This window comes from Streptomyces sp. KMM 9044 (assembly GCF_024701375.2).
Lineage (GTDB): Bacteria > Actinomycetota > Actinomycetes > Streptomycetales > Streptomycetaceae > Streptomyces.
In genome coordinates this window covers 6,448,749-6,467,652 of record NZ_CP113910.1, presented here as the reverse complement: position 1 = coordinate 6,467,652, position 18,904 = coordinate 6,448,749, and the positions used below count along the sequence as shown (strand labels likewise).

At 66.2% G+C, this 18,904-nt stretch carries 9 protein-coding genes, 3 rRNA genes and 1 pseudogene; 5 read left to right on the top strand and 8 right to left on the bottom strand.

Annotated features, from left to right (window positions below; genetic code table 11):
• Positions 1–40 precede the first annotated feature (40 nt).
• The 5 genes from HUV60_RS29210 to HUV60_RS29190 all read right to left on the bottom strand — a co-directional run bounded on the left by HUV60_RS29210 (position 41) and on the right by HUV60_RS29190 (position 8,539).
• Positions 41–2,536 carry a mannose-1-phosphate guanyltransferase gene (locus HUV60_RS29210; protein ID WP_257851793.1) on the bottom strand — a complete coding sequence of 832 codons (2,496 nt, stop codon included), beginning with the start codon at positions 2,534–2,536 and terminating at the stop codon, positions 41–43.
• A gap of 114 nt (positions 2,537–2,650) precedes the next feature.
• Positions 2,651–3,259, bottom strand: a complete 609-nt coding sequence (gene pgsA / locus HUV60_RS29205) for a CDP-diacylglycerol--glycerol-3-phosphate 3-phosphatidyltransferase (RefSeq protein ID WP_257851491.1) — start codon at positions 3,257–3,259, stop codon at positions 2,651–2,653.
• 108 nt (positions 3,260–3,367) lie between these two features.
• A 5S ribosomal RNA gene (rrf, locus tag HUV60_RS29200) occupies positions 3,368–3,484 on the bottom strand.
• A gap of 97 nt (positions 3,485–3,581) precedes the next feature.
• Positions 3,582–6,702 (bottom strand): 23S ribosomal RNA (locus HUV60_RS29195).
• Positions 6,703–7,011: 309 nt separating this feature from the next.
• Positions 7,012–8,539 (bottom strand): 16S ribosomal RNA (locus tag HUV60_RS29190).
• Together the 16S, 23S and 5S rRNA genes form the textbook arrangement of a ribosomal RNA operon.
• A 565-nt stretch (positions 8,540–9,104) precedes the next feature.
• Between HUV60_RS29190 and HUV60_RS29185 the strand changes: the two genes are divergently transcribed.
• Complete coding sequence (locus tag HUV60_RS29185; protein ID WP_257851493.1) at positions 9,105–9,554, top strand: PTS sugar transporter subunit IIA; 450 nt, start codon at positions 9,105–9,107, stop codon at positions 9,552–9,554.
• A gap of 76 nt (positions 9,555–9,630) precedes the next feature.
• Positions 9,631–11,301, top strand: coding sequence for a phosphoenolpyruvate--protein phosphotransferase (ptsP, locus tag HUV60_RS29180; RefSeq protein ID WP_257851494.1), 1,671 nt, complete (start codon positions 9,631–9,633; stop codon positions 11,299–11,301).
• Between the two features lie 86 nt (positions 11,302–11,387).
• Here ptsP and HUV60_RS29175 read toward each other — a convergent pair whose 3' ends face one another.
• Positions 11,388–12,275, bottom strand: coding sequence for a hypothetical protein (locus HUV60_RS29175; RefSeq protein ID WP_257851495.1), 888 nt, complete (start codon positions 12,273–12,275; stop codon positions 11,388–11,390).
• Positions 12,276–12,366: 91 nt separating this feature from the next.
• The gene (locus tag HUV60_RS29170) at positions 12,367–14,334 is read right to left on the bottom strand and encodes an acetoacetate--CoA ligase (RefSeq protein WP_257851497.1); all 1,968 of its coding nucleotides are present in this window, start codon (positions 14,332–14,334) and stop codon (positions 12,367–12,369) included.
• A 212-nt stretch (positions 14,335–14,546) separates the two neighbouring features.
• On the opposite strand from HUV60_RS29170, the gene HUV60_RS29165 reads away from it, so the two are divergent.
• A complete protein-coding gene (locus tag HUV60_RS29165; protein ID WP_257851498.1) occupies positions 14,547–16,913 on the top strand; it encodes a glycoside hydrolase family 31 protein in 2,367 nt (788 codons plus the stop codon).
• Positions 16,914–16,977: 64 nt separating this feature from the next.
• On the opposite strand, the gene HUV60_RS29160 is transcribed toward HUV60_RS29165, so the two are convergent.
• Positions 16,978–17,514, bottom strand: coding sequence for an NUDIX domain-containing protein (locus HUV60_RS29160; protein WP_257851500.1), 537 nt, complete (start codon positions 17,512–17,514; stop codon positions 16,978–16,980).
• Between the two features lie 249 nt (positions 17,515–17,763).
• Here HUV60_RS29160 and HUV60_RS29155 point away from each other — a divergent pair, with 249 nt between their 5' ends.
• The gene (locus HUV60_RS29155) at positions 17,764–18,561 is read left to right on the top strand and encodes an HARBI1 family protein (protein ID WP_443047447.1); all 798 of its coding nucleotides are present in this window, start codon (positions 17,764–17,766) and stop codon (positions 18,559–18,561) included.
• A gap of 175 nt (positions 18,562–18,736) precedes the next feature.
• Positions 18,737–18,871 (top strand): annotated as a pseudogene (locus HUV60_RS29150) (IS5/IS1182 family transposase); the annotation flags it as partial.
• Positions 18,872–18,904 lie beyond the last annotated feature (33 nt).

Sequence of the window (18,904 nt, the reverse complement as noted above, 5' to 3'; positions counted from 1 at the left end):
TGTCCGGCACGCACGCGTACCGTTCGTTCGACGGTTCCGGCTACCGCCCGGCGCTGTCCACGACCGATGCCCACTCGTCGAGCAGAGCCTGGGCAGAGGCGTCGTCGGGGCCCTCGGCCCACAGATGGGTGACCGCCTCGGCCGGGTCGGGTAGCACCATCACCCAGCGGCCGTCGGCCTCCACCACCCGCACACCGTCGGTGGTGTCCACGAAGCGGTCGCCGGCCTCCTCGACGACCCGCCGCATCACCAGCCCCTTGACCGCCCACGGGGTCGCCAGGTCACGCTTGATCACGTGCGCACGCGGGATACGCGCGTCGATCTGGCTGAGCGTGAGCTGCGTCCTCGCCACCAGACCGATGAGCCGGACGAAGGCCGCGGTGCCGTCGTAGACCCTGCTGAACTCCGGAACGATGAAACCGCCCTTGCCGTCACCGCCGAAGATCGTGCCCTCCTCGCCACCCACGCGGGTGAGGTCGTCGGGCGAGGTGGTCGTCCATTCCACCTGGGTGCCGTGGTAGGCCGCCACCTGCTCGGCGATCCTGGTGGTGGTCACGGGAAGCGCGACCCGGCCGCTGCGTCGCTCGGCCGCGATGAGGTCGAGCAGGACGAGCAGCGCCCGGTCGTCCTCGATGATCCTCCCCTTCTCGTCGACAAGGGAGAGCCGTTCGCCTACCGGGTCGAACCGCACACCGAACGCGGCACCGGAGGACGCCACCATCTCGCCGAGCCGCACCAGCCCCGACCGCCGGACATCCGCCGTCTCGGTGGGCCTGGACTCGTCGAGCCCCGGGTTGATGGTCAGCGAGTCCACTCCGAGCTTGCCGAGCAGACTCGGCAGCACGAGCCCCGCGCTGCCGTTCGACGCGTCCACGACCACCTTCAGTCCGGACTCCGCGATTCCCGTGATGTCGACGTTCCGCAGCAGTGAACCGGTGTACGAGTCGAAGACGCTCGCCGGGAAGTGCAGATCACCGATCTCGCCCGGGAACGCGCGCCGGTACTCCTGCCTCGCGAACACCCGGTCCAGTTTGCGCTGGCTGCCCTGCGAGAGGTCGGCACCCTGTCCGTCGAAGAACATGATGTCGACGGAGTCCGGCACCCCGAGGGTGGTTCGGATCATGATACCGCCCGCGCTGCCCCGCGCGGTCTGCTGCCGGGCCACGGGCAGCGGTACGTTCTCCAGATCCCGTACGTCGATGGCGCTGGCCTGCAGCGCGGAGATGACCGCACGCTTCAGGGCACGGGCACCACGGGAATGGTCCCGGGCAGTGGTGACCGTCGATCCCTTCTTCAGGGTCGTCGCGTAGGCGCCGGCCAGCCGAACGGCGAGTTCCGGCGTGATCTCGACGTTCAGGATTCCCGACACCCCACGGGCACCGAAGAGGTGTGCCTGTCCTCTGGACTCCCAGATGACCGAGGTGTTGACGAACGCGCCCGCCTCGATCGTCTTGAACGGATACACCCGTACGTTGCCCTGAACAATCGATTCCTCACCGATCAGGCACTCGTCGCCGATGACGGCTCCGTCCTCGATCCTTGCCGCGCGCATGACGTCGGTGTTCCTGCCGAGCACGCACCCTCGCAGGTTGCTGTGCGGCCCGACGTACACGTTGTCGTGCACGACGGCCCTATGCAGAAAGGCCCCGCTCTTCACGACGACATTGGACCCCACGACCGTGTGCTCGCGAATCTCGGCGCCGGCTTCGACCTTGGCATAGTCGCCGATGTAGAGCGGCCCGCGCAGCACGGCATCGGGATGTACTTCGGCTCCCTCCGCGACCCATACGCCCGGGGAGATCTCGAAGCCGTCGATGTCGACGTCGACCTTGCGCTCCAGGACATCTGCCTGAGCCTTCACATAGCTCTCGTGCGTGCCGACATCCTCCCAGTAGCCCTCGGCGATGAAGCCGTAGACGGGCTTGCCTTCCTTCATCAACTGCGGGAAGACATCTCCGGACCAGTCGACGGGCACGTCGGCCTCGACATAGTCGAAGACCTCGGGCTCCATGACGTAGATGCCGGTGTTCACCGTGTCGGAGAAGACCTGCCCCCACGTCGGCTTCTCCAGGAAACGCTCGACCTTGCCTTCCTCGTCCACGATGGTGATACCGAATTCCAGCGGATTCGGCACCCGGGTCAGACAGACCGTGACCAGTGCGCCCTTCTCCTTGTGGAAATTGATCAGCTCGGTGAGATCGAAATCCGTCAACGCGTCACCGGAAATGACGAGGAAGGCATCGTCCTTCAGTGCCTCCTCGGCGTTCTTGACGCTTCCTGCGGTACCGAGTGGCTTCTCCTCGTTGGCATAGGTGAGCTCCATTCCGAGCTCTTCGCCGTCACCGAAATAGTTCTTGACGAGCGAAGCCAAGAACTGGACGGTTACAACGGTTTCGTTGAGCCCATGCCTTTTGAGCAGCCGCAGAACGTGCTCCATGATCGGCTGATTGACCACCGGCAGGAGCGGCTTGGGCATGCTTGAGGTCATGGGACGAAGGCGCGTGCCCTCGCCCCCGGCCATCACGACGGCCTTCATGTCGGAAGCGTCCTCCTCATGAGATGACGGTATAGCCGACTTCCCCCGCCGAGATTGTCCCGCATTTTTCCACTGCGGGCCATCGCGCGACGTTGCGCGTGCCACCCAGCGAGGTCAACCGGCCATGGCGTCCGCACGAACCAGGCGGCGGACCTGCACCACGTAGAGGACTCCTGCCCACCAATAGAGCGTTGTACCCCATCCGGCGAACGCCCATCCGAAAATAGCAGCGAGTGACGAGATCCAGCCGCTCCCGTCACTGAGCAGGAGCAGTGGGAAGGCATACATCAGGTTGAAGGTGGCTGCCTTCCCAAGGAAGTTCACCTGCGGCGGCGGGTAGCCGTGGCGCCGGAGGACACCCACCATCACCAGCAGAACCAGCTCACGGGCCAGCAGTACGGCCGTCAACCAAAGCGGGAGAATCTCGCGCCAGGTGAGCCCGACAAGGGTCGAAAGAATGTAGAGCCGGTCCGCCGCGGGATCCAGAAGCCGGCCGAGGTTGCTGATCTGGTTCCATCGCCGCGCGAGCTTGCCGTCCAGGTAATCAGTGATACCGCTCAGGGCGAGCACCAGGAGCGCCCAGCCGTCACTCTTCGGGCCGCCGAACTCCGGCCTGAGGATCAGCCACAGGAAGAGGGGTACACCGAGAAGTCGCGCCATGCTGAGGATGTTCGGGATGGTGAGGACACGGTCCGTCTGGACGCGAGTCTCCTGGACCTCCACCCGGAACCTCCTGTGGGAAACGTGCCGATGATGCTCACTGACCTTACCTCAAAGCAAAAAAGCTCTGGCTCTCGGGCTGCGTGCCCAAGAGCCAGAGCTCTAAAAGGAGTTCGGCGGCGTCCTACTCTCCCACAGGGTCCCCCCTGCAGTACCATCGGCGCGGTAGGGCTTAGCTTCCGGGTTCGGAATGTAACCGGGCGTTTCCCCTACGCTATGACCACCGAAACACTATGAAACAGACAACCGCACCGCCCACCACCGCATACCGGTGACGACGGGGTCGTTCGTGGTTTCAGAACCAACACAGTGGACGCGAGCAACTGAGGACAAGCCCTCGGCCTATTAGTACCGGTCAACTCCACACGTTGCCGTGCTTCCATATCCGGCCTATCAACCCAGTCGTCTACTGGGAGCCTTACCCTCTCCAGGAGGTGGGAGTCCTCATCTCGAAGCAGGCTTCCCGCTTAGATGCTTTCAGCGGTTATCCCTCCCGAACGTAGCCAACCAGCCATGCCCTTGGCAGGACAACTGGCACACCAGAGGTTCGTCCGTCCCGGTCCTCTCGTACTAGGGACAGCCCTTCTCAAGACTCCTACGCGCACAGCGGATAGGGACCGAACTGTCTCACGACGTTCTAAACCCAGCTCGCGTACCGCTTTAATGGGCGAACAGCCCAACCCTTGGGACCGACTCCAGCCCCAGGATGCGACGAGCCGACATCGAGGTGCCAAACCATCCCGTCGATATGGACTCTTGGGGAAGATCAGCCTGTTATCCCCGGGGTACCTTTTATCCGTTGAGCGACGGCGCTTCCACAAGCCACCGCCGGATCACTAGTCCCGACTTTCGTCCCTGCTCGACCCGTCGGTCTCACAGTCAAGCTCCCTTGTGCACTTACACTCAACACCTGATTACCAACCAGGCTGAGGGAACCTTTGGGCGCCTCCGTTACTCTTTAGGAGGCAACCGCCCCAGTTAAACTACCCATCAGACACTGTCCCTGATCCGGATCACGGACCCAGGTTAGACATCCAGCACGACCAGACTGGTATTTCAACGACGACTCCACCACCACTGGCGTGACAGCTTCACAGTCTCCCAGCTATCCTACACAAGCCGAACCGAACACCAATATCAAACTGTAGTAAAGGTCCCGGGGTCTTTCCGTCCTGCTGCGCGAAACGAGCATCTTTACTCGTAGTGCAATTTCACCGGGCCTATGGTTGAGACAGTCGAGAAGTCGTTACGCCATTCGTGCAGGTCGGAACTTACCCGACAAGGAATTTCGCTACCTTAGGATGGTTATAGTTACCACCGCCGTTTACTGGCGCTTAAGTTCTCAGCTTCGCCACCCCGAAGAATGACTAACCGGTCCCCTTAACGTTCCAGCACCGGGCAGGCGTCAGTCCGTATACATCGCCTTACGGCTTCGCACGGACCTGTGTTTTTAGTAAACAGTCGCTTCTCGCTGGTCTCTGCGGCCACACCCAGCTCAGAGGGAAAACCCCATCACCGGACATGGCCCCCCTTCTCCCGAAGTTACGGGGGCATTTTGCCGAGTTCCTTAACCATAGTTCACCCGAACGCCTCGGTATTCTCTACCTGACCACCTGAGTCGGTTTAGGGTACGGGCCGCCATAAAACTCGCTAGAGGCTTTTCTCGACAGCATAGGATCATCCACTTCACCACAATCGGCTCGGCATCAGGTCTCAGCCCCGTGTGCGACGGATTTACCTACCGCACGGCCTACACCCTTACCCCGGGACAACCACCGCCCGGGCTGGACTACCTTCCTGCGTCACCCCATCACTCACCTACTGACCGCTTGGACCGGCGGCTCCACCACTTTCCCTTCCCCGAAGGGTCCGGAACGGCTTCACGGCCTTAGCATCACGATGCTCGATGTTTGACGCTTCACAGCGGGTACCGGAATATCAACCGGTTATCCATCGACTACGCCTGTCGGCCTCGCCTTAGGTCCCGACTTACCCTGGGCAGATCAGCTTGACCCAGGAACCCTTAGTCAATCGGCGCACACGTTTCTCACGTGTGTATCGCTACTCATGCCTGCATTCTCACTCGTGAACCGTCCACAACTCGCTTCCGCGGCTGCTTCACCCGGCACACGACGCTCCCCTACCCATCACGATCCCCGTTGGGGGCACATATCGCAATGACACGACTTCGGCGGTACGCTTGAGCCCCGCTACATTGTCGGCGCGGAATCACTAGACCAGTGAGCTATTACGCACTCTTTCAAGGATGGCTGCTTCTAAGCCAACCTCCTGGTTGTCTGTGCGACTCCACATCCTTTCCCACTTAGCGTACGCTTGGGGGCCTTAGTCGATGCTCTGGGCTGTTTCCTCTCGACCATGGAGCTTATCCCCCACAGTCTCACTGCCGCGCTCTCACTTACCGGCATTCGGAGTTTGGCTAAGGTCAGTAACCCGGTAGGGCCCATCGCCTATCCAGTGCTCTACCTCCGGCAAGAAACACACGACGCTGCACCTAAATGCATTTCGGGGAGAACCAGCTATCACGGAGTTTGATTGGCCTTTCACCCCTAACCACAGGTCATCCCCCAGGTTTTCAACCCTGGTGGGTTCGGTCCTCCACGAAGTCTTACCTCCGCTTCAACCTGCCCATGGCTAGATCACTCCGCTTCGGGTCTTGAGCATGCTACTGAAACGCCCTGTTCGGACTCGCTTTCGCTACGGCTTCCCCACCCGGGTTAACCTCGCAACACACCGCAAACTCGCAGGCTCATTCTTCAAAAGGCACGCAGTCACGACGCCGAGTGCACGCACTCGACGCGACGCTCCCACGGCTTGTAGGCACACGGTTTCAGGTACTATTTCACTCCGCTCCCGCGGTACTTTTCACCATTCCCTCACGGTACTATCCGCTATCGGTCACCAGGGAATATTTAGGCTTAGCGGGTGGTCCCGCCAGATTCACACGGGATTTCTCGGGCCCCGTGCTACTTGGGTGTCTCTCCAACGAGCCGCTGACGTTTCGACTACGGGGTCTTACCCTCTACGCCGGACCTTTCGCATGTCCTTCGCCTACATCAACGGTTTCTGACTCGCCCTGTTGCCGGCAGACAACAGAAGAGAGATCCCACAACCCCGCATGCGCAACCCCTGCCGGGTCTCACACACATACGGTTTAGCCTCATCCGGTTTCGCTCGCCACTACTCCCGGAATCACGGTTGTTTTCTCTTCCTGCGGGTACTGAGATGTTTCACTTCCCCGCGTTCCCTCCACATACCCTATGTGTTCAGGTATGGGTGACAGCCCATGACGACTGCCGGGTTTCCCCATTCGGACACCCCCGGATCAAAGCCTGGTTGACGACTCCCCGGGGCCTATCGTGGCCTCCCACGTCCTTCATCGGTTCCTGGTGCCAAGGCATCCACCGTGCGCCCTTAAAAACTTGGCCACAGATGCTCGCGTCCACTGTGCAGTTCTCAAACAACGACCAACCACCCACCACCCCCGGCAACAACCGGAGTTCACTGGGGCCGGCATCCAGAGGGATCATTCCCTCAGACACCCAACAGCGTGCCCGGCCGACCTCCGCCCGAAGATCATGCTTTCCCCACTCCGCAGAGCAGTACTCACACACCCCGACCCGGAAAACCCGGCCGACTAATCAACGTTCCACCCATGAGCAACCAGCACCGGACACGCGCCGGTGTACTGGCCCTGGACCACCGGGCAAGCCCGGCAGCCTGGAAGTGCTCCTTAGAAAGGAGGTGATCCAGCCGCACCTTCCGGTACGGCTACCTTGTTACGACTTCGTCCCAATCGCCAGTCCCACCTTCGACAGCTCCCTCCCCACAAGGGGGTTGGGCCACCGGCTTCGGGTGTTACCGACTTTCGTGACGTGACGGGCGGTGTGTACAAGGCCCGGGAACGTATTCACCGCAGCAATGCTGATCTGCGATTACTAGCAACTCCGACTTCATGGGGTCGAGTTGCAGACCCCAATCCGAACTGAGACCGGCTTTTTGAGATTCGCTCCACCTCACGGCATCGCAGCTCATTGTACCGGCCATTGTAGCACGTGTGCAGCCCAAGACATAAGGGGCATGATGACTTGACGTCGTCCCCACCTTCCTCCGAGTTGACCCCGGCGGTCTCCTGTGAGTCCCCATCACCCCGAAGGGCATGCTGGCAACACAGAACAAGGGTTGCGCTCGTTGCGGGACTTAACCCAACATCTCACGACACGAGCTGACGACAGCCATGCACCACCTGTACACCGACCACAAGGGGGGCACTATCTCTAATGCTTTCCGGTGTATGTCAAGCCTTGGTAAGGTTCTTCGCGTTGCGTCGAATTAAGCCACATGCTCCGCTGCTTGTGCGGGCCCCCGTCAATTCCTTTGAGTTTTAGCCTTGCGGCCGTACTCCCCAGGCGGGGAACTTAATGCGTTAGCTGCGGCACCGACGACGTGGAATGTCGCCAACACCTAGTTCCCACCGTTTACGGCGTGGACTACCAGGGTATCTAATCCTGTTCGCTCCCCACGCTTTCGCTCCTCAGCGTCAGTAATGGCCCAGAGATCCGCCTTCGCCACCGGTGTTCCTCCTGATATCTGCGCATTTCACCGCTACACCAGGAATTCCGATCTCCCCTACCACACTCTAGCCTGCCCGTATCGACTGCAGACCCGGGGTTAAGCCCCGGGCTTTCACAATCGACGCGACAAGCCGCCTACGAGCTCTTTACGCCCAATAATTCCGGACAACGCTCGCGCCCTACGTATTACCGCGGCTGCTGGCACGTAGTTAGCCGGCGCTTCTTCTGCAGGTACCGTCACTTTCGCTTCTTCCCTGCTGAAAGAGGTTTACAACCCGAAGGCCGTCATCCCTCACGCGGCGTCGCTGCATCAGGCTTTCGCCCATTGTGCAATATTCCCCACTGCTGCCTCCCGTAGGAGTCTGGGCCGTGTCTCAGTCCCAGTGTGGCCGGTCGCCCTCTCAGGCCGGCTACCCGTCGTCGCCTTGGTGAGCCATTACCTCACCAACAAGCTGATAGGCCGCGGGCTCATCCCTCACCGCCGGAGCTTTTAACCCCCACCCATGCGAGTGGAAGTGTTATCCGGTATTAGACCCCGTTTCCAGGGCTTGTCCCAGAGTGAAGGGCAGATTGCCCACGTGTTACTCACCCGTTCGCCACTAATCCCCACCGAAGTGGTTCATCGTTCGACTTGCATGTGTTAAGCACGCCGCCAGCGTTCGTCCTGAGCCAGGATCAAACTCTCCGTGAATGCTCTCCCGTAACCGGGAAGGACACATCACGAGAGCGGAACAGTCGAGCGGAACAGGCCCGACCGTTCACAGCGTCCTCGCTGTGTTTTCTTCAAAGGAACCTCGTCCCGGCCGAACGGCCGAGGACGGGGTATCAACATATCTGGCGTTGATTTTTGGCACGCTGTTGAGTTCTCAAGGAACGGACGCTTCCTTCGTACTCACCCTCTCGGGCTTTCCTCCGGGCACTTCCCTTCGGTCCTGCGTCTCCAACACTACCAGTGTTTCTCCGGCCCCCTGACCGCCACCCTGCGAGCACGCAGAAGCTGACCCCGGGCTAGGATCGGCAAGTTGGATTACTGCGGGACAGTGACACGAGATCGCGCCGCTCGGCCCCAGGCAGGTCGCCCGACTGTACATGGAGCCGCACGACGGGTGCAAATCGACAAGAAGATGTGGTCTAGACCTCTAATCGGTCCTCTCACACGGAACCGGTACTACCGGTGACATACGCTGCATCACAGCGCGCCGTCCGAGACCGACAGTGACGGGCCCCTATGAATCTCCGCCCCTGGGAGGCTTCCCATGACCACCGTGACGTCCCCGCTCACAGGACGGGCAATCGGACTCGACTCCGTGCCCGATCCCGTCTTCTCCGGGGCCATGGTCGGCCCTGGTATGGCGATCGACCCCGTACGGGAGCCCTCCACGGCTGTCTCACCCGTCGACGGCGTCGTCGTCTCCCTGCACCCACACGCGTTCGTCGTGGTCGACCAGAGCGGGCACGGCGTGCTCACCCATCTCGGCATCGACACCGTGCAGCTCAACGGTGACGGCTTCGAACTCCTCGTCAACAAGGGCGACACCGTGACCCGCGGTCAGGGCATCGTGCGCTGGAACCCTGCCGCGGTCGAGGCCTCCGGTAAGTCCCCGGTGTGCCCGGTCGTGGCCCTGGACGCCATGGTGGAGGCCCTCTCCGAACTGCGCGACGACAGCGAGGTGAAGGCCGGTGAACGCCTCTTCCTCTGGAAGTGACACCGGTGCCGTCTTCCGACGGTCAGCAGGACAACCCACACGGCGGCGGAAACGCCGCACTAGCGGAGACAGTGAGATGGAGACAACGCTGCAAGGCGTCGGTGTGAGCCATGGTGTGGCGATCGGCGAGGTTCGGCACATGGGAACTGCGGTGCTCGAGCCGCCGGTCAGGCAGGTCCCGACTGAGGAGACGGAACGTGAGCAGGGGCGCGCCCGCAAGGCCGTGGAGGCGGTGGCGGCCGATCTGATGGCGCGCGGCAACCTGGCGGGCGGGGAAGCTCAGGCGGTGCTCGAGGCCCAGGCCATGATGGCCCAGGATCCCGAGCTGATGACGGACGTGGAACGTCGCATCGCCGAAAGCAGCACAGCCGAGCGTGCGGTGTACGACGCGTTCGCCGCGTACCGCGAACTGCTGGCCACTGCCGGTGAGTACCTGGCGGGCCGTGTCGCCGACCTCGACGACGTGCGGAACCGTATCGTCGCCCGGCTGCTCGGCGTGCCGATGCCGGGCGTCCCGGACAGCGACGAGCCCTACGTTCTGGTGGCCCGTGACCTCGCACCGGCGGACACGGCGCTGCTGGACCCGACCCTGGTGCTCGGTTTCGTGACCGAGGAAGGGGGACCCACCAGTCACAGCGCGATCCTGGCCCGGGCGCTCGGTGTGCCGGCCGTGGTGGCCCTGCCTGGGGCCGGTGAACTCGCCGAGGGGACGCTGATCGCCGTCGACGGCAGCACCGGTGAGATCTTCGTGAACCCGAGCGAGGAGAAGAGGGGGCAGCTCGAAGCCGCAGCGGCCGAGCGCCGGGCGGCGCTGGGCGCGTCGACCGGCCCCGGTGCGACCGCGGACGGCCACAAGGTGCCGCTGCTGGCGAACATCGGCGGTCCGGCGGACGTGCCGACCGCGGTCGAGGCGGGCGCCGAGGGCGTCGGTCTCTTCCGTACCGAGTTCCTCTTCCTGGACGACAGCAAGAACGCCCCTTCCGAGGAGAAGCAGGTCTCGGCCTACCGGCAGGTACTCGAAGCGTTCCCCGAGGGCCGTGTGGTCGTGCGGGTGCTGGATGCGGGCGCGGACAAACCGCTGGACTTCCTCACCCCGGCGGATGAGCCGAACCCGGCACTGGGCGTGCGCGGTCTGCGGTCGCTGCTCGACCACCCCGAGGTGCTGCGTACCCAGCTGTCGGCTCTGGTCAAGGCCTCGGAGGGGCTGCCCGTCCACCTTGAGGTGATGGCCCCGATGGTGGCGGACCGCGCGGATGCCAAGGCCTTCGCCGACGCGTGCCGTGAGGCGGGTCTGCACGCGAAGTTCGGCGCGATGGTCGAGATTCCGTCGGCCGCGCTGCGCGCACGCTCGATCCTGCAGGAGGTGGAGTTCCTGTCACTGGGGACGAACGACCTCGCGCAGTACACGTTCGCCGCGGACCGTCAAGTGGGTGCGGTGTCCCGACTGCAGGATCCGTGGCAGCCCGCGCTCCTCGACCTGGTCGCGCTGTCGGCGGAGGCCGCGAAGGCCGAGGGCAAGAGCTGTGGTGTCTGCGGTGAGGCCGCGTCCGACCCGCTTCTCGCTTCGGTGCTGACCGGTCTGGGTGTCACCTCCCTCTCCATGGGTGCGGCGTCCATTCCCTATGTGCGGGCGGCGCTGGCGAAGTTCACTCTGGCGCAGTGCGAGCGGGCCGCGGCGGCGGCCCGTGCGACGGACAGCGCCGAGGAGGCCCGTAGGGCCGCTCGGGCCGTGCTGTCGGGCGAGTAGCAGGACAAGCAGGAAAATACGATACGGAGGGGCGCTCCGTTCGAGGGGCGCCCCTTTCCGTGGCCCCGCTCCCCGTTCGAGGAGGGTCAGTGGCGGTGGTGCGGTTTCAGGCCTTCCCCGAGGTCGGGTGGCTCGCAGTAGTCGACGTTGGACTCCGGCGAGATGAGATCTCCCGATTCGACGTCGGTGCAGTAGGCGTCGAACACCTCGCCCGCGGTGAGGGGTTCGACGCCGTGGGCGCGCAACCGCCAGCCGTGAATGCGGTCGGGGGTGTCCGGGGCCGTGGTCCGCATGACGAGCCCGCCCGGGCTGTCGGTGGCGAGGCCGACGGCCAGCACCGTGGTGAATTCGAGGATCTCGGCGTCGTCCGGTTCGAGACGCCCGCCGTTGTCGTCGGCGTGGAGGACCGCGACCAGGGTCTCGGGTGGTCCGGCGACGCTGCAGACGAGATGCCGGCTTCCAGGGCCTGCCGTTTCGAGAATGCGGACGATCACCTGGGAGGCGCGGGCGAAGGCCTCGCCTCCCAGGTCCTTCTCGCATGAGGGGCAGGCGCCGAGACGGGCGAGCAGCGTGGCCGCGTACTCCCAGGTCGCCTGGCGGACGCCCTCGTCGACGAGGGCGGGCAGGAGGTCGGTCAGGGGCTGTCCCTCGTAGGGGACGGTGGGCCCGGTGGCCGCGAGTTCGGCCGTGAAGCGGGTGCGGCTGGCGTGGCTGTCCGGGTCGAGGTCGCGTTGCGCGCAGAACTCCGCGTACTGCTCGGGGTCGAAGAGGGCCAGTGTGGTGTGGCTGCCCTGCAGGGCACGCGCCCTGAGGAGGGCCTCCACGTGCTCGAGGTACGTGCGGTGGTCGTCGAAGGTGAAGCTCCGGTAGTGCCGCATGGCGCGGAAGTCGTGTTCGTCGGTGAGCAGCCCGATGGTGCCCGCGATTTCGCGGCGCAGGACGCGTCGCATGGTTCGGTGGTCGGTGTACGTCATGTCTCCCCCTGCACGGTCGATCGATGCTCACTCACAGTAATCGGGGGCACTGACAGCGACGTCCGGTCGGGACCCGGCGGCCGGGGTGGGTTCAGGCTCGCCTGCGGGCCAGGTCCTCGTAGAAGGTGAGCAGCTCCAGATTGTCGACGGAGCCGACGTTGACCGCCTTCTCCAGCGGTGTGCCCTGGAGAAGGCGTTTGACCGGGACCTCGATGCGTTTGCCCGTCAGGGTGTGCGGGACACCGGGCACCTCGATGATCTCGTCGGGGACGTGGCGCGGGGACAGTTCCTCGCGGATGGTCCGCCGGATGCGGCCCGCCAGGTCCTCGTCGAGCACGGCGCCCGGTGCCAGGTGGACGAACAGGGGCATCCAGTAACCGCCGTCGGGCTGTTCGATGCCGATGACGAGGGATTCCCTGATCTCGGGAAGGCGCTCGACGGCCTCGTAGATGTCCGCCGACCCCATGCGGACGCCCTGGCGATTGAGCGTGGAGTCGGAGCGGCCGTGAATGACGACGGAACCCCGGGAGGTGAGAGTGATCCAGTCGCCGTGCCGCCAGACGCCGGGGTAGGTGTCGAAGTAGCTGTCGTGGTAGCGGCTGCCGTCGGGGTCGTTCCAGAAGTGGATCGGCATGGACGGCATCGGGTTGGTGACAACGAGCTCGCCGACCTGGTCGGTCAGGGATCTGCCGCTCGGGTCCCAGGACTGCAGGTCGGTGCCGAGGCAGGGTGCCTGCAGCTCACCGACGTGGACGGGAAGGGTGGGTACGGCACCGGCGAAGCAGGAGCACACGTCCGTACCGCCGCTGACGGAGGCGATCCACAGGTCGTCACGCACCTCGTCGTGCAGCCAGCGGAAACCGTCGGGCGGCAGGGGGGAGCCGGTGGTGGCGACGCACTGCACCGTCGAGAGGTCGAAGCCGCGCGAGGGGTGCACGCCCGCCTTCCGGCAGGCCATGACGTATGCGGCGGAGGTGCCGTAGAAGGTGGCGCCGGTGCGTTCGGCGATCCGCCACTGGGCACCCGTGTCCGGGTAGCCAGGACTGCCGTCGTACAGGACGATCGTCGTTCCGGTGAGCAGGCCGGAGACGAGGAAGTTCCACATCATCCAGCCGGTCGACGTGTACCAGAAGAAGCGGTCCTCGGGGCCCAGGTCGCAGTGGAGTCCGAGCTGCTTGAGGTGTTCGACCAGAATGCCGCCCTGGGACTGGACGATCGCCTTCGGCAGCCCGGTGGTGCCGGAGGAGTAGAGCACCCAGAGAGGGTGTTCGAAGGGCACCTGCTCGAAGACCGGTTCGGTGTCCGCTGAGGTCAGGGCCTGCCAGTCGAGCGTACCGTCGGGGGCATCCGTGCCGAGCAGGGGGATGTGCACCACGGCGCGCAGGGTGGGCAGTTCTCGGCGCAGTTCGGCGACGACGTCACGGCGGTCGTGCTCCTTGCCCCCGTAGCGGTAGCCGTCGACGGTGAACAGGACGACCGGTTCGACCTGCTGGAAACGGTCGAGCACGCTACGGGCACCGAAGTCGGGCGCACAGGAGGTCCACACTCCGCCCACGGCCGCGGTGGCCAGGAAGGCGACGACGGCCTGCGGGATGTTGGGCAGGTAGCCGCTGACGCGGTCGCCGGGACGTACGCCGAGGGCACGCAGTCGGACTGCGAGGGAGCCGACCCGGCGGCGCAGCTCGGCCCAGGTGACGGGCCTCGGGTCGTGGGTCTCGTCGACATGGAGGAGCGCCGGCTCTTCCGCGCGGGTCGAGGCCGCGCGGAGTGCGTGTTCGGCGTAGTTGAGGGTGGCACCGGGAAACCACTGGGCGCCGGGCATCGAGCGGTCGCCCAGCACGCGTGCGTAGGGGGTCGAGAAGCGGACGTCGAACCACTCCGTCACGGCCTTCCAGAAGGTTTCCGGCTCGTCCACGGACCAGCGGTGCAGTTCCGTGTAGCCGCCCTCGGCAGGGGCGCCGTGGTGCTCGGCCGCCCATGTGCGGAAGTGGGTGATCCGGGCACGGGCGATGCGTTCCGGATCTGGCTGCCAGAGCGGCTGGAGGTTCACGGTCGACATGGGCGGCTCCCGGACTGTGCGCGTCGTGTGCGTCCTGCGCGCACGGGCTGGGGTGTGCGCGTGACGCGGCTGACAGGGACGATGCCACGTGATCGTCTTCCGTACCAGGGCACGGCCCACATGGTCCCGGTCGTGAAGATGTGGTCCGATCATGGGTGAACGGCAGTTGAACGACACGCCTGCGAGGTGCCGGCAGTGGCAGGGTGAGCACCATGGACGGTCGTGACCTGCTGCGTTCGGTGAGATCGGTCGGCCCGGTGGGGACGGCACAGGGTTTGCGTACCGTACGGGCAGCGTGGCGCAGGCAGCGGGCCGACGCCATTGGGCTGCCGCCCCGCGGCGCGGAGCGCGCGCGCACTCCCGGGCCTGTGCGGGAGGTGGACCCCGGGCCCGGAGGGGGTGTCGTCCGGTTCGGCCGTTCCGAGCTGCGGATCCGCGTCGCCGTGAACGGGGCCGTCTTCTGGGGCTGGGACGGGGCGGCTCCGGAGCCGTCGTACGCGCTGGCCGGGCGCTGTCCCGACCCGGATCCGCGAGCGGTGCTGGAACCGGACACCGACGGCGGCTGGCGGGTGGTCGCCGAGCGGGTGACGGTCGCCGTCTCGAGGCACGGCGCGGTGGAGGTACTCACTCCGGGGGGCGTGGTGCTGCGCCGGGAGCTGCCGCCGCGGTGGTGGGAGCCGGTGGCAGGAGGCCCGGCACGCTGGATGCAGCGGTCCGAGGTACGTGCCGACGCCCGGTTCTTCGGACTCGGCGGACGGGTGTCGGGGCCGTGGCTGCGGGACGGTACCTACCGACTGTGGAACACGGGGCCCGGCCGCGGTGTCGGGCCGGGCGACGCTCCGCCGCCCGTCACGATGCCGGTGCAGTTGGTGGTGGCCGACGCGGGCACGCATCTCGCGTTCCACGACAGTTCGTGGGACGGCACCGTCACGCTGCGGGAGGGGGCGGAGGGTGCCGGCTCCGGGCACGACCGGGCGGGGACCTGCGAGCTGCGGATGGACGGGGGACCGTTGCGCTGCTGGGTGATGGTGGGCACTCCCGCGCGGGTGCTGCTCGCCTGGGCGTCACTGACCGGTGCGCCCGCGCTGCCGCCCGCATGGGCCCTCGGACATCATCACGCGCGGTGGGGCGACGGCGGTGAGCGGGAGGTGCGGCGGACCGTCGCCGGCTATCAGGAGCACGGGCTGCCGCTCGACGCCCTCCACCTCGGCAGCGGCCACCACGACGCCCACCGGGCGTTCACCGTGGACCAGGAGCGTTTCCCCAAGCTGCCGGCCCTGGCCGACGAGCTGCGGCAGGACGGGATCCGACTGGTGTCGGTCGTCGGTCCTGCGGTCCCCGCCGGGAGCGGCCATGCCGTGTACGACGCGGGGACGGCCCGGGACGCGTTCGTGCGCGACGCGTCGGGAGATGTCGTCCAGGGTGTGTCCTGGCCCGGGGACGTGGTCTTCCCCGACTTCACCCACCCGCCCGTGCGCGCGTGGTGGGGCGATCTGTATGCGGAGCGGCTGAAGCAGGGGTTCGCGGGTTTCTGGCACGACATGAACGAGCCGACGTCGTTCACCGCGTTCGGGGAGCCGACGCTCCCCCGCTCGGCCCGTCACGCCCTGGACGGTCGGGACGGTGATCATCGCGAGGCGCACAACGTGTACGCACTGTGTATGGCCAGGTCGGCTCACGAGGGACTGCGGGCGTTGCTGCCCGAGGAGCGGCCGTTCCTGTTCTCGCGCTCGGGCTGGGCCGGCATGCAGCGCTACGGCGGGATCCTGTCGGGGGGAGTGGCCCCGGGCTGGCCCGGGCTGCGGGCCTCGCTGGCCCTGGTGCTGGGGCTCGGGCTGTGCGGAGTCCCGTACGTGGGGCCGGACGTCGGCGGGACCGGCAGGGATCCGTCTCCCGAGCTGTATCTGCGGTGGCTCCAGTTGGGCGCGCATCTGCCGCTGTTCCGCACCCTCGCGGGGACGGGGACGGGACACAGGGAACCGTGGGAGTCCGGTACCGAGGTGCTGGCACACACGCACGCGGCTCTCGTCGAGCGTCGGCGGCTGCAACCGTACTTCGTGACTCTGGCACATCTGGCCCGGCGCACCGGGGCTCCCTATGTGCGGCCGTTGTGGTGGTCGGCGCCGGAGGAGCGGGGGTTGCGCGACTGCGAGGATGCCTTCCTGCTGGGCGACAGCCTGCTGGTGGCACCGGTGCTGGATCCGGGCGTGGAGCGGCGCACGGTGCGGCTGCCCGGCGGCCGCTGGTACGAGACGGCGACGGGCCGGGTGTTCGACGGGCCTGCCCAGGTGGTGGTCGACGCGCCCCTGGACCGCGTTCCGGTGTTCGCCCGCGCGGGCGCCGTCATTCCCGTGCGCGGGGAGGACGGCGGGCTGGAACTGGAGGTGTGGGCACCCGTCAGAGGGCGGGTCGGCGGCGGAGCGGTCGTAGCGGACGCCGGCGACGGCTGGGAGGAGCCGGACCTCGAGCGGTACACCACCCGCTGGGCGGGCTCCCGAATCGTCGTCGAGCGGGAGGGCGGGGACGGCACCTGCGGCCTCCCCCATCCGGTGCGCGTCCGCGGGCTCGGGCCCGGCTGAGCGGGCGGGGCGCGGCCCGCCCCGGCAGGGCCTGCGGCCGGCGAGGCCGAGGTGCCGCGTCGCGTCAGATGTACCGGCCCTCGAACCAAGCCCGCACGGCACGCGTGTGCAGCGGGAAGGCGAGTTCCTCCGCGCGCCGCAGCAGGTGCCAGCCCTCCGTCTCGTCCGTGGCGTCCGACGGTGGCAGCCCTTCCGCGGGACGTTCCGGGAGCAGCCCGAACAGCAGCAGGTGTCCGTCGGGCGAGCTCATGGCGTCGGCAAGCCGCACGTCCCGGCTCGCCGCGTCGATGCCGGTCTCCTCCTGGAGTTCGCGGACGACGGCCTGGCGCCAGTCCTCCCGGTCGTCGATGTAGCCGCCGGGCAGGGCCGTTCCTCCGCGCGCGGGGGCGATGGTCCGGGTGATGACGACGAGGGCGGTGCCCTTCGGGTCGTACACGGGCTGGAGGGCGACCGCTACCGGCAGCGGGTTGCGATAGGCGGCGGTGCCGCATGCCGGGCAGGTGCGGGGCCAGCCCAGGACGCCCCCGCCGAAGGACGTTCCGCAGCTCGAACAGTGGGAGTCCGGCACGGGGTCAGGGCCGGGGGTCTGGGTTGTGGGCACGCGCGGACTGTAGCCGATCGGGGTGGAGGCGTCTCCTGGGGGTGTCCGGGGGGCGTTCAGCGGTGGCCGGTGAGGGGCCTCGCGTTTTCCGGACAGTGAGGTCTTCTCGGCAACGTGACGGTTGCGGTGCGTGACCGCGTGCGGGGTGAGCCGGACCGCGTCGAGTGCCCCGCTGTCAGATATGGGTGAAGCCCCTGGTAGGAACAGGTCTGCGAAAATCAAGTTCCGTACGGCCAGAGGCTTCACACGTTGACCAGTATCACCTACACCGCCGTGCTCGATGTCGGCAGGGAGACCGCCGAGACCCTGGCCCGGCTCCTGCGCGAGCACCGCGACCGGCTCGGCACCCGCAAGAACACCCGCGCCCTGGGCGTCTTCAAGCAGGGGATCCTCGTCCTGCGGTGGTTCGTCGACGGAACCCGGCTGGCCCAACTCGCCCGGGACAGCCGGATCTCGGTGCCGACCGCCTACCGCTATCTCCACGAGGGGCTGACCGTGCTCGCCGACCACGCCCCGGACCTGGCCACCGCACTGGAGCGGGCGGCGGCCGCCGGGTACACCCACCTCAACCTGGACGGCACTGTCATCCGCACCGACCGCGTCGCCGCCCCCGGTCCCAACGGGGCAGATCTCTGGTGGTCCGGGAAGCACAAGCATCATGGCGGGAATGTGCAGGTCATCTCCGCCCCGGACGGCTGGCCGCTCTGGGTGTCCCCGGTCCGCCCCGGCCGCGAGCACGACACCACCTGCGCGCGCACCCACAACCTGATCGGCGCGCTGAACCGGCTCGCCGCCACTCTGGACATCCCGACTCTGACCGATCTCGGCTACGAGAACGCCGGCGACGGCTTCCGCCACCCGGCCAAGAAGCCGCAGGGCGGCGAACTCGACCTCGAACAGCAGACGTTCAACAAGGTGATCCGTGGCATCCACGGCGTCGCCGAGCGCGCGAATGCCGACTCTGCTGCTCAATTCGGCGAGCGATCACGTGCCATGCTTTCAGGGCTCGGCCGCGCCCGGCCTGCCTGCATCTGCGACGCGCTCTGAAGGCCGTATCGGCACGGCGTCATCACGCCGGGTAATTGCGCAGCAGAGTCAATGCCGACTCTGCTGCTCAATTCGGGGGATGGTCACGCACCGCATCCGAGAGGGGCCGGACCGCCTCCTCGCGAGGCCCGTTCCACGCGCCCCGTCGACAGGTCGGCGTCACTCTCCGCAATTGAGCAACAGAGTCAATGCCCTGCTCAAAGTCACGTTCAAGGCTCTGCGCCGGGTCAGCCTCGACCCTGGCAGCATCACCCGGATCGCCCGAGCCGCCCTCGTCCTGCTCCAGATGGAACACGGCCGCACCACCTGAACGAAGATCACAAACCGTCACGAGACGTTACCG